Source organism: Streptomyces microflavus, assembly GCF_014650075.1.
In the GTDB taxonomy this organism is placed as follows: Bacteria; Actinomycetota; Actinomycetes; order Streptomycetales; family Streptomycetaceae; genus Streptomyces; species Streptomyces microflavus.
Window position 1 is genome coordinate 115065 of the sequence record NZ_BMUG01000003.1, and the last position, 12836, is coordinate 127900.

Here is a 12836-nt window from a genome sequence, read left to right on the forward strand (position 1 = left end):
GTTGTCAATGCTCCAACGTGTGGGCCGGATTCCTGTGGGATCACGTGCCCTTGTACTGGGCGGTAGCGACCAAGACTGGATGTTTCCTGCCCTACCCAACGATGGGAACCCGAATGACCGGCTCACGTGTCGTGGCGCTCGGCCACTATCAGCCCGCCAAGGTGCTCACCAACGACGATCTGGCGGCCATGGTCGACACGAGCGACGAGTGGATCACGAGCCGGGTCGGCATCAAGACCCGGCACGTGGGCGGCCCCGACGAGCCGGTGGACGAGCTGGCCGCACACGCGGGTGCCAAGGCGCTGGCCGCCGCCGGTCTGCAGCCCTCCGACATCGATCTGGTGCTGGTGGCCACCTCCACCGCCATCGACCGGTCCCCGAGCATGTCGGCGCGGGTCGCGGCGCGGCTCGGCATGGGTTCGCCCGCCGTCATGGACATCAACGTGGTCTGCTCGGGCTTCACACACGCCCTGGCCGTCGCCGACCACACGATCCGGGCCGGTGCGGCGACCCGGGCGCTGGTCATCGGCGCCGACAAGATGGGTGACATCGCGGACTGGACGGACCGCACCACCTGTGTCCTGCTCGGCGACGGCGCGGGCGCCGCCGTCGTCACCGCCGACCCCTCGGCCCCCGACACCCCGGGCGGCCCCGGGATCGGACCGGTGCTGTGGGGATCGGTGCCGGAGATGGGCAACGCCGTGAGGATCGAGGGCACGCCGCCGCGCTTCGCGCAGGAGGGGCAGTCCGTCTACCGCTGGGCCACCACCCAGCTTCCCCCCATCGCCCGCAAGGTCTGCGAGAAGGCGGGCGTCGCCCCGGAGGACCTGGCCGCCGTGGTCCTGCACCAGGCCAACCTGCGCATCATCGAGCCGGTCGCGCGGAAGATCGGCGCGGTCAACGCGATCATCGCGCGGGACGTGGTCGACTCCGGGAACACCTCCGCCGCCTCCATCCCGATGGCGCTCTCCAAGCTCGTGGAGCGCGGTGAGGTCGCCTCCGGCGCACCCGTCCTGCTCTTCGGTTTCGGCGGGAACCTCTCGTACGCCGGACAGGTCATCCGCTGCCCCTGAGCGCTCCCGGGGCGTCTTTGTCCTGGGTGTGGAGAAAGTTGGGGCTGATTCCTGCGCAACTTCTTCCCACTCCGGGAAAGCGCTGCTACGTTCCCCTCGAAAGCCCGACGGACTGGCCGGATGTGGCGGGGAGGGACGCGTGAGACGTATGACGGCACGACCCGCGAACGCGCATCAGGCACGGCTGCTCCGGCTGCTGCGCGACGGGGGCCCCAACTCCCGTGCGCAACTCGGTGATCAGGTCGACCTCTCGCGCTCCAAGCTCGCCGTCGAGGTGGACCGGCTGCTGGAGACCGGACTGGTGGTGGCCGACGGGCTCGCCGCATCCCGTGGCGGGCGCCGCTCGCACAACATCCGGCTCGCCCCCGAACTGCGCTTCCTCGGGGTCGACATCGGTGCCACCTCCATCGATGTCGCCGTCACCAACGCGGAGCTGGAGGTACTGGGACACCTCAACCAGCCGATGGACGTGCGCGAGGGGCCCGTGGCCGTCTTCGAGCAGGTCCTGGCGATGGCGGCCAAGCTCAGGGCCTCCGGCCTCGCCGAAGGTTTCGACGGTGCGGGCATCGGGGTCCCCGGCCCCGTCCGCTTCCCCGAAGGCGTGCCGGTCGCGCCGCCGATCATGCCCGGCTGGGACGGTTTCCCGGTCCGCGAGGCGCTCAGCCAGGATCTGGGCTGCCCCGTCATGGTCGACAACGACGTGAACCTCATGGCGATGGGCGAGCAGCACGCGGGCGTCGCCCGTTCCGTGGGCGACTTCCTGTGCGTCAAGATCGGTACGGGTATCGGCTGCGGGATCGTCGTCGGCGGTGAGGTCTACCGGGGTACGACGGGCAGCGCCGGGGACATCGGGCACATCCAGGTGGAACCGGACGGCCGGGCCTGCGCCTGCGGCAACAAGGGCTGCCTGGAAGCCCACTTCAGCGGTGCCGCCCTGGCCCGCGACGCGGAGGACGCCGCCCGCGAGGGCCGCTCGCCCGAGCTCGCGGCCCGGCTGGAGGCGGCGGGACGTCTCACCGCCGCCGATGTGGCCGCCGCGGCGGCGGCCGGGGACGCGGCCGCGCTCGACCTGATCCGCGAAGGCGGCAACCGGGTCGGGCAGGTCATCGCCGGCCTCGTCAGCTTCTTCAATCCCGGTCTGGTGGTGATCGGCGGCGGGGTCACCGGCCTCGGTCACAACCTCCTCGCCAGTGTCCGCACCCAGGTCTACCGGCAGTCCCTGCCCCTGGCCACCGGCAACCTCCCCATCGTGCTGGGCGAGTTGGGCCCCACCGCCGGAGTGATCGGCGCGGCCCGGCTCATCAGCGACCACCTCTTCTCACCGGCCTGACCGCACCGACCCGCCCCACCCGGCCACCCCGCGCCGGACGCCTCACCCGCCCCCGCCACACCCGCGTCGGCCGCACCACCCGGTCACCCCCGCGCCGGCCGCCCCACCCGCACCCAGCACCGTACGCACCACCGTCCTGGTCAGGTACTCGTCACGTACCACCCGTCAGCAGCCGCTCGCGGTGCCGCCGGCTCCACGGCACCTCCAGCCCTGCGCCCTGCCCGCTCACCGGCCCTCCTCGAACGCCCGGCACCCGCCCGGCAGGGGAGACCCCATTCGCCGAGGGGATTCGTCATGGCACCAGAACCACCCCTGCTCACCATGTCCGGCATCACCAAGTCCTTCCCCGGCGTACGCGCCCTGGACGGCGTCGACCTGGAGGTCCAGGCCGGCGAGGTCCACTGCCTCCTCGGCCAGAACGGCGCGGGCAAGTCCACCCTCATCAAGGTGCTCGCCGGGGCCCACCAGCCCGACGACGGCGAGATCACCTGGCGCGGCGAAGCCGTCCGGCTCAAGTCCCCGATCGCCGCCATGCGCCTGGGAATTGCCACGATCTACCAGGAACTCGACCTGGTGGAAGGGCTGTCGGTCGCCGAGAACGTCTTCCTCGGCCATGAACCGACCAGTGCGGGCTTCATCGTCCGTACGGGGGAGGGGCGCCTCGCCGCGAAGGCGCTCCTCGCCCGACTCGGCCACCCGGAGATCGACCCCGCCCGGGCGGTCGGTGACCTCTCCGCCGCCCAGCAGCAGATCGTCTCCATGGCACGGGCCCTCTCCCACGACGTACGGCTCATCGTGATGGACGAGCCCTCCGCCGCGCTCGACCCCGACGAGGTCGACAACCTCTTCCGGATCGTCGACAGCCTGACCGCCGACGGGGTCGCCGTCGTCTACATCTCGCACCGGCTGGAGGAGATCCGCCGCATCGGCGACCGGGTCACCGTGCTGAAGGACGGCCGGGCGGTCGCGGTCGGGCTGCCCGCCGCCGACACCCCGACACGCGACATCGTTGCCATGATGACCGGCCGCGATGTCGAGTACGTCTTCCCGCCGCGCCCGGACGAGGCCTCCGAGAACATCACGGAACCCGTGCTGAGAGTCCAAGGCCTTTCCCGCAAGGGCGAGTTCGCGCCAGTCGACCTCGAACTGCGGCCCGGCGAGATCGTCGGCCTCGCCGGACTCGTCGGCTCCGGCCGCTCGGAGATCCTGGAGACGATCTACGGCGCCCGCAAGGCGACCACGGGGACCGTCACCGTCGCGGGCAAGCAGCTCCGCCCCGGCAGCGTCCGCGCCGCCGTCGCCGCCGGGATCGGTCTCGCCCCCGAGGAGCGCAAGGCCCAGGCCCTGCTGATGACCGAGTCCGTCACCCGTAACGTCTCCGTCTCCTCCCTCTCCCGGTTCGCCCGGGTGGGCTGGATCGACCGGGGCGGCGAGCGGCGGGCCGCGCAGCAGGCCACCCGCGAACTCTCGCTGCGGCCGGACAACCCGGACACCCCCGTCCGTACCCTCTCCGGCGGCAACCAGCAGAAGGCCGTCCTAGCCCGCTGGCTGCTGCGCGGCTGCCGGGTCCTGCTGCTGGACGAACCCACCCGTGGCGTCGACGTCGGCGCCCGCGCCGAGCTCTACGCCGTGATCCGCCGGCTGGCCGACGAAGGCCTCGCCGTACTGCTCGTCTCCAGCGAAGTGCCCGAAGTCCTGGGCCTCGCCGACCGGGTGCTGGTGCTCCGGGAGGGTCACGTGGTCCACGCGGCCCCCGCCCAGGAGCTCGACGAGCACCGCGTACTCGACCTCGTGATGGAAGGGAGCCCGACGCCATGACACAGCCCGCCCCGTCGGCGCAGCACAACGGGCCGGACAAGGGGGCCCTCGCCGGTCCCTCCGACGCGCCGCCCTCGAAAACGGGCGGCGGCCGGCCGGCCCTGGGCCTGCGGCTCGACGTCCGGATCCTGTCCCTGCTCGGTGTGCTCGCCGCCCTGATCCTGGTCGGCGGCATCACCGAACCGGACTCCTTCCTGGACACCGGGAACCTCCAGCTGATCCTGACGCAGGCCTCCGTCATCGGTGTCGTCACCGTCGGCATGACCTTCGTCATCATCAGCGGCGGCATCGACCTCTCCGTCGGGGCGATGGTCGCCCTCGCCTCGGTGTGGGCGACGACCCTGGCCACCCAGGAGTACGGCTTCGCCGGCATCGCGTTCACCGCGGTCGTCGTCGGCCTCGCCGCCGGACTCGTGAACGGCGTGCTCATCGCGTACGGGGGAATGGTCCCGTTCATCGCGACGCTCGCCATGCTCGCCTCGGCGCGCGGCCTGGCCCTCCAGATCACCGACGGCAAGACCCAGATCGTCACCGTCGACTCCGTCCTGAACCTGGGCCTGCCGGACTCCTACTTCCTGGGGATCCCGCCGCTGGTCATCATGTTCGCCGCGGTCACCGTCATCGGCTGGCTGGTCCTCAACCGGACCACCTTCGGCCGCCGCACGGTCGCCGTCGGCGGCAACGCGGAGGCCGCCCGGCTCGCCGGGATCGACGTCCGCCGCCAGCGCCTGTACCTCTACCTGCTCTCCGGGCTCTGCTGCGGCATCGCCGCCTTCATGCTGATCGTGCTGGCCGGCTCCGGCCAGAACACCAACGGCAACCTGTACGAGCTCGACGCCATCGCCGCCGCGATCATCGGCGGGACCCTGCTCAGCGGCGGCCGCGGCACCATCGTCGGCTCCGTGCTCGGCGTCCTCATCTTCACCACGATCACCAACATCTTCGCGCTCAACAACCTCCAGAGCGACGTCCAGCAGATCGCCAAGGGCGCCATCATCGTCGCCGCCGTCCTCGTCCAGCGCCGCACCCTGCGCGGCGGGGAGACCTGAGCAACTCGCCCGCCCTGAACCGCACTTCTCCATCCTGAGCCGTACTTTCCCCGTCCCGAGCCGCACTTCGCACGTCACCCACCGGATGAAGGGTCAGACCGTCATGCCAGAAACCAGCCGCAGAGGGCTGCTGTTCGGAGCCTCAGCCATCTCCGCGGGCGCGCTCCTCACCGCCTGCACCAGCAACGAGCCGAAGAACGCGCAGCCCGCGAGCAACAGCCAGCCCGCCGCCGACGACAAGCCGGGCAAGCCCGTCACCATCGGCTTCGCCGGGCCGCAGGCCGACCACGGCTGGCTCAACGCCATCAACGTGAACGCCAAGTCCCGGGCGGAGAAGTACTCCGAGGTGACGCTGGAGATCACCGAGGGCTCCAACGACACCGCCGCCCAGATCGGGCAGGTCAAGACCCTCATCAACAAGAAGGTCGACGTCCTCGTCATCCTCCCCGCCGACGGCAAGGCGCTCACCCAGGTCGGCCTGGAGGCGATGAGGGCGGGCATCCCCGTCGTCAACCTGGACCGGATCTTCGCCTCCCCGCAGGCCTACCGCTGCTGGGTCGGCGGCGACAACTACGGCATGGGCCTCAACGCCGGGCACTACATCGGCGAACAGCTCAAGGGCAAGGCGAACGCCAAGGTCGTAGAGCTCGCCGGCATCGACAACCTGGAGCTGACCAAGCAGCGCAGCCAGGGCTTCGCCGACGCGCTCAAGAACTACCCCAACATCAAGCTGGTGGCCCGTCAGGCCGCCGAGTTCACCGTCGAGTCGGGCCAGGCGAAGATGGCCCAGCTCCTCCAGGCGCAGAAGCAGATCGACGCCCTGTGGAACCACGACGACGACCAGGGTGTCGGCGCGCTGAGGGCCATCCAGCAGGCGGGCCGCGACGAGTTCATCATGGTCGGCGGCGCCGGCGCGAAGTCCGCGATGGACGCCATCAAGGCCGACAACTCGGTCATCAAGGCGACCGTCCTCTACCCGCCGACGATGGCCGCGTCCGCGATCGACCTGGCGCGGGCACTCGGCCAGAGCAAGGGCGTCAGCGGCCTCTCCGAGATGGAGATCCCGACCTCCCTGACCCTGTACTCCGCCGTCGTGACCAAGGACAACATCGATCAGTACCTGCCGACGGGCTTCAACTGACCGGGACTCCGGGGGATGCGGCGAGCGCATCCCCCGGCCCGTTACCGCACACCGATGAGGAGGAAGTCCGCATGGCCCGTAGTCAAGAGACGGAAGCGCAGACCGCAGCACCGCCGCCGCAGCAGGCGCGAGGAACGCTCGGGGTCGGCATGGTCGGATACGCGTTCATGGGCGCCGCCCACTCGCAGGGGTGGCGCACCGCGGGACACGTCTTCGACCTGCCGGTGCGGCCCTCTCTCGCCGCGATCTGCGGACGCGACCGTGCGGCCGTCGACGCCGCCGCCGCCCGGCACGGCTGGGCGGCCGCGGAGACCGACTGGCGGGCGCTGATCGCCCGGGACGATGTCCAGTTGATCGACATCTGCACCCCCGGCGACAGCCATGCGGAGATCGCCATCGCCGCCCTGGAGGCGGGCAAGCACGTGCTCTGCGAGAAGCCGCTCGCCAACACGGTCGCCGAGGCGGAGGCCATGGTCCGGGCCGCCGAAGCGGCCGAGGCCCGGGGCCAGGTGGCGATGGTGGGCTTCAACTACCGCAAGGTGCCCGCCATCACCTACGCCCGGCAGCTCATCGCGGACGGCCGCCTCGGCACCCTGCGCCACGTACGCGCCAGCTACCTCCAGGACTGGCTGGTCGACCCGGCCTCCCCGCTCACCTGGCGGCTCAAGCGCGAACACGCCGGGTCGGGCGCGCTGGGCGACCTGGGGGCCCACATCGTGGACCTCGCCCAGTACCTGGCGGGGGAGCTGCTGACCGGTGTGTCGGCGGTCAGCGAGACCTTCGTACGGGAGCGGCCCCTGCTCTCCCGTACGCCTGCCGGTACGTCGGCCGCGCTCTCCGGCGCGGCGGACGCGGTGGAGCGGGGCGAAGTGACCGTGGACGACGCGGCGATCTTCACCGGCCGCCTCGCCTCCGGCGCCCTGGCCTCCTTCGAGGCGACCCGGATGGCGGCCGGGCGCAAGAACGCGCTGCGGCTGGAGATCAACGGGGAGCTGGGCTCGCTCGCCTTCGACCTGGAGCGGCTCAACGAGCTGTCCTTCCACGACCACACCGAACCCGCCGCCACCGCCGGCTTCCGGCGCATCCTGGTCACCGAGCCCGAACACCCCTACCTGGAGGCCTGGTGGCCGCCGGGCCACGCCCTCGGGTACGAGCACACCTTCGTCCACCAGGCCCGTGACGTGGTCCGCACGATCACCGAAGGCACCCCGGCCCGGCCCTCGTTCGCGGACGGCCTCCAGGTCCAGCGGGTGCTGGCCGCCGTCGAGGAGAGCGCCGCGAAGAACTCCGTCCACACCCCTGTCCCGTCGTCCTAGGAGGCAGCCGCCCATGCCCCGCCCCTTCACCCTCTTCACCGGCCAGTGGGCCGACCTCCCGCTGGAGGAGGTCTGCCGCCACGCCCGGGACTTCGGCTACGACGGCCTCGAACTCGCCTGCTGGGGAGACCACTTCGAGGTCGACAAGGCCCTGGCCGACCCCGGCTACCTCGACAGCAGGCACCAACTGCTCGACAAGTACGGGCTGAAGTGCTTCGCGATCTCCAACCACCTGGTCGGCCAGGCCGTCTGCGACAACCCGATCGACGAACGCCACCAGGGCATCCTGCCCGCCCGCATCTGGGGCGACGGCGAGGCCGAAGGCGTACGGCAGCGGGCGGCGGCCGAGATCGCGGACACCGCCCGTGCCGCCGCCGCCTTCGGGGTGGACACCGTCATCGGGTTCACCGGCTCCTCGATCTGGCACCTGGTCGCCATGTTCCCGCCGGTCCCGCCGCACATGATCGAGCGGGGCTACGAGGACTTCGCGGAACGCTGGAACCCGATCCTGGACGTCTTCGACGCCGAGGGGGTGCGCTTCGCCCACGAGGTGCACCCGAGCGAGATCGCGTACGACTACTGGACCACCAAGCGCGCCCTCGAAGCGGTGGACCACCGGCCCGCGTTCGGGCTGAACTTCGACCCGAGCCACTTCGTCTGGCAGGACCTCGACCCGGTGGGCTTCCTCTACGACTTCCGGGACCGGATCTACCACGTGGACTGCAAGGAGGCCCGCAAGCGCCTCGACGGCCGCAACGGCCGGCTCGGCTCGCACCTGCCGTGGGGCGACCCCCGGCGCGGCTGGGACTTCGTCTCCGCCGGCCACGGTGACGTGCCCTGGGAGGACGTCTTCCGGATGCTCCGGTCCATCGGCTACGAGGGCCCGGTCTCCGTCGAGTGGGAGGACGCGGGCATGGACCGGCTGCACGGCGCTCCGGAAGCGCTTGCCAGCCTCAAGCGGTTCGATTTCGACCCGCCGTCGGCCTCCTTCGACGCGGCCTTCGGAGGCGGCGAGTAGCACCACCGGGAAGGACTGGCCCCGGGGGCAAGGCCTCGTGAAGTGCCCACGGGGCTGCCTCGCGCTGCCCGGAATCTCCTTTGTCCTGGCGGAAGCAGAAGTTCGACTTCACCGTTGCACAAGGGCTTTCCGTCCCGGACGAACAGGTCTACCGTCCACCACGTGTACACGACATGACTCGCGTCACCGGGGTCGCTCCCGTCTCCGGTGACGCACGCGCGGCAGTCCCCGCGCGGCACGGCACGGCTACACCCGCCCGTACAACCGGCACTCTCCGGAGGACCACGTGCACAGAACCAGAAAGCGGCTCCTGGCCGGGACCCGCGTCCGTAAATCGCTCGCGCTGTTCACCGGCGCACTCCTCGCCGCCGCGACCCTGACCCTCGGCTCCGCCCCCGGCGCCACCGCCCACCCCGGTCACCCGGGCCACGAGGAGCCCGTGGCGGAGGACTTCCAGCAGGTCACCCTCGCCAAGGGTGCGGAGGAGACCGGCGAGCCCATGTCGCTCGCCGTCCTCCCCGACCGCAGCGTGCTGCACACCTCACGCAACGGCGAACTGCGGATCACCGACAGCGCCGGCAACACCAGGGTCTCCGGCACCCTCCCCGTGTACACGCACGACGAGGAAGGCCTCCAAGGCGTCGGTGTCGAACCCGACTTCGCCGAGAACCGGGCCATCTACCTGTTCTACGCGCCCCCGTTGGACACTCCTGCGGGCGACGCCCCGGAGACGGGCACCGCCGCCGACTTCGCGAAGTTCGACGGGGTCAACCGGCTCTCCCGCTTCGTCCTCAACGAGGACGGCACCCTCGACACCGCCAGCGAGAAGAAGGTCCTGGACGTCCCCACCTCGCGCGGCATCTGCTGCCACGTCGGCGGCGACATCGACTTCGACAAGGACGGGAACCTCTACCTCTCCACCGGCGACGACACCAACCCCTTCGCCTCCGACGGCTTCACCCCGATCGACGAACGCCCGGACCGCAACCCGGCGTTCGACGCCCGCCGCACCTCCGGCTCCACCAACGACCTGCGCGGAAAGATCCTGCGCATCAAGGTCGCCGAGGACGGCTCGTACACCGTCCCGGAGGGGAACCTCTTCGAGCCCGGGACGGACAAGACGCGCCCCGAGATCTACGCGATGGGCTTCCGCAACCCGTTCCGCTTCTCCGTCGACCAGGCCACCGGCATCGTGTACGTCGGTGACTACGGCCCCGACGCCGGCTCGGCCGACCCGAAGCGCGGGCCGGCCGGGAAGGTGGAGTTCGCCCGGGTGACGAAGGCCGGCAACTTCGGCTGGCCCTACTGCGTCGGTGAGAACGAGCCGTACATCGACTACGACTTCGCCACCAAGACCTCCGGCGCCGCCTTCGACTGCGCCAACCTGAAGAACGAGTCGCCGCACAACACCGGCCTCGTCGACCTGCCGCCGGCCGAGGCCGCCTGGATCCCGTACGACGGCGGCTCGCTGCCCGAGTTCGGTACGGGCTCCGAGTCCCCGATGGGTGGACCGGTCTACCGCTACGACGCGGACCTCGACTCCCCGGTCAAGTTCCCCGAGGCCTACGACGGCGACTTCTTCGCCGGTGAGTTCGGCCGCAAGTGGATCAAGCGCATCGAGCAGGACGCCGACGGCGCCGTCCAGTCCATCAACGACGTGCCGTGGTCCGGTACGCAGATCATGGACATGGCCTTCGGCCCGGACGGGGCGCTCTACGTCCTGGACTACGGCCTCGCCTGGTTCGGCGGCGACGAGAACTCCGCGCTCTACCGCATCGAGAACGCCACCGGAGGCCGCTCACCCATCGCGGAGGCCTCCGCCAACAAGACCTCGGGCACCGCGCCCCTGAAGGTGAAGTTCTCCTCGGCCGGCACAGCGGACGGCGACGACGACCCCCTCACGTACGCCTGGGACTTCGGTAACGGCGGGACCTCCACCGCCGCCAACCCCACCTACACGTACAAGAAGAACGGCACTTACACCGCCACCGTCACCGCCGAGGACCCGACCGGCCGCACCGGCTCGGCCAGCGTCCACGTGACCGTAGGCAACACCGCCCCCACCGTGGAACTGGTGCTCCCCGAGGACGGCCAGCTCTTCGCCTTCGGTGACTCCGTGCCCTTCAAGGTCAACGTCAGCGACCCGGAGGACGGCACCATCGACTGCACCAAGGTCGAGGTCAAGTTCACCCTGGGCCACGACAGCCACGGCCACGACATCACCACCGAGCACGGCTGCGAAGGCACCATCAAGACCGCCATGGAAGGCGGCCACGACCCCAACGCCAACATCTACGGCGGCATTTCGGCGTCCTACACCGACAACGGCGGTGGTGGCCAGGCCAAGCTGACCGGCAAGGACACCTCGCGCCTCCAGCCCCGGCACCGCCAGGCCGAGCACTACGACAACTCCTCCGGCGTCACCACACCGAGCAAGGCCGGCGCGCACGGCGGCAAGACCGTCGGTGACATCCACAACGACGACTGGATCTCCTTCAACACCTACGTCCTGGGTGGCACCACCAAGCTCACCGCCCGTACCTCGTCGGCCGGTTCGGGCGGCTTCCTCGAAGTGCGCACCGGATCGCCCACCGGCAAGATCCTCGGCTCGGGCCCGGTCCCGGTGACCGGCAGCTGGGACACCTTCCAGGACATCGACATCCCGCTGCGCGGAGCACCCAAGAAGCAGACCGAACTCTTCCTCGTCTTCAAGGGCGGCGACGGCGCGCTCTACGACATCGACGACTTCGAACTCTCCAACAGCCCGGTCGACAAGACCGCCAAGCGCGTCCTGGTCTTCTCCAAGACCGCCGGATTCCGCCACGACTCGATCCCGGCCGGCATCGCCGCACTGAAGGAGATCGGCAAGGACACCAACATCACGGTCGACTCCACCGAGTCCGCCGCCCAGTTCACCACCAGCAACCTCGCCCGCTACGACGCCGTCGCCTTCCTCTCCACCACCGGTGACGTCCTCAACGCCGAACAGCAGAAGGCGTTCGAGAACTACGTCGCCACCGGCGGCGGTTACGTCGGCATCCACGCGGCCGCCGACACCGAGTACGAGTGGGAGTTCTACGGCGGCCTCGTCGGCGCCTACTTCGACTCGCACCCGCAGATCCAGCCCGCCACCGTCCGCGTCGAGGACCACGACCATCCGGCCACCGCGCACCTGGACGAGGAGTGGGAGCGCACCGACGAGTGGTACAACTACCGCACCAACCCCCGGGACAAGGCGAAGGTGCTGGCCACCCTGGACGAGACCACCTACACCGGCGGCAACATGAAGGGCGACCACCCGATCTCCTGGTGCCAGACCTACCAGGGCGGCCGCTCCTTCTACACCGGCCTCGGCCACACCAAGGAGTCCTACGCCGAAGCGGCCTTCCGCCAGCACGTGTCGGGCGGACTGCGCTACGCCACCGGACAGGTCAAGGCCGACTGCAGGCCGGACAAGGACTACCGGCCCATCTTCAACGGCAAGACGCTGGAAGGCTGGAAGCAGGCCGGCCCCGGAAAGTTCTCCGTCAGTGACGGCGCCCTGCACTCCGAGGGCGGCATGGGCCTGCTCACCTACCAGGCCAAGGAGCTGAAGGCGTACTCGCTCAAGCTCGACTGGAAGATGGCCGGCGACGACAACTCCGGTGTCTTCGTGGGCTTCCCGGAGTCCGACGACCCCTGGTCGGCGGTGAACAACGGCTACGAGATCCAGATCGACGCCACCGATGCCGCCGACCGCACCACGGGCGCCGTCTACACCTTCAAGTCCGCGAACATCAAGGCCCGTGACCGCGTCCTGCGGCCGCCGGGCCAGTGGAACAGCTACGAGATCAAGGTCCAGGGCGAACGTCTGCAGGTCTTCCTCAACGGAGCGAAGATCAACGACTTCACCAACACCGACCCGGCCCGCAGCCTGAAGGACGGCTACATCGGCCTCCAGAACCACGGAGCCGACGACCAGGTGTCCTTCCGCAACATCCAACTGAAGGAGCTGCCCTCGACGTAGGGCGGCCACCTCTGCCGACGACGGGCGGGGGAAGCACTCACACCTTCCCCCGCCCGCCGTCCTCCACCCCCGACATCCCCCAGGG

Annotated in this window: 8 protein-coding genes; all 8 read left to right on the forward strand. The window is 70.2% G+C overall.

The features are described from left to right. Nucleotides 1–113: 113 nt before the first annotated feature. The 8 genes from IE264_RS09525 (at nt 114) to IE264_RS09560 (ending at nt 12751) form a co-directional block, all read left to right on the forward strand. A complete protein-coding gene (locus tag IE264_RS09525; protein WP_032756999.1) occupies nt 114–1073 on the forward strand; it encodes a beta-ketoacyl-ACP synthase III in 960 nt (319 codons plus the stop codon). 148 nt (nt 1074–1221) lie between these two features. After that, nucleotides 1222–2403, forward strand: a complete 1182-nt coding sequence (locus IE264_RS09530) for an ROK family transcriptional regulator (RefSeq protein ID WP_015612553.1) — start codon at nt 1222–1224, stop codon at nt 2401–2403. Between the two features lie 294 nt (nt 2404–2697). Then, on the forward strand, nt 2698–4221 hold the full coding sequence (locus IE264_RS09535) for a sugar ABC transporter ATP-binding protein (RefSeq protein WP_032756998.1): 1524 nt from the start codon (nt 2698–2700) through the stop codon (nt 4219–4221). After that, a complete protein-coding gene (locus IE264_RS09540; RefSeq protein ID WP_032756997.1) occupies nt 4218–5270 on the forward strand; it encodes an ABC transporter permease in 1053 nt (350 codons plus the stop codon). Before IE264_RS09535 ends, IE264_RS09540 begins: the two co-directional genes overlap by 4 nt. Nucleotides 5271–5373: 103 nt before the next feature. Next, the gene (locus tag IE264_RS09545) at nt 5374–6411 is read left to right on the forward strand and encodes a substrate-binding domain-containing protein (protein WP_031123412.1); all 1038 of its coding nucleotides are present in this window, start codon (nt 5374–5376) and stop codon (nt 6409–6411) included. 71 nt (nt 6412–6482) lie between these two features. Then, complete coding sequence (locus IE264_RS09550) at nt 6483–7727, forward strand: Gfo/Idh/MocA family protein (RefSeq protein ID WP_015612557.1); 1245 nt, start codon at nt 6483–6485, stop codon at nt 7725–7727. Between the two features lie 13 nt (nt 7728–7740). Then, nucleotides 7741–8745, forward strand: coding sequence for a sugar phosphate isomerase/epimerase family protein (locus IE264_RS09555; RefSeq protein WP_015612558.1), 1005 nt, complete (start codon nt 7741–7743; stop codon nt 8743–8745). Between the two features lie 286 nt (nt 8746–9031). Then, nucleotides 9032–12751: a ThuA domain-containing protein gene (locus tag IE264_RS09560; RefSeq protein ID WP_032756996.1), complete on the forward strand. Its 3720-nt coding sequence runs from the start codon at nt 9032–9034 to the stop codon at nt 12749–12751. The last annotated feature ends 85 nt before the right edge of the window (nt 12752–12836 follow it).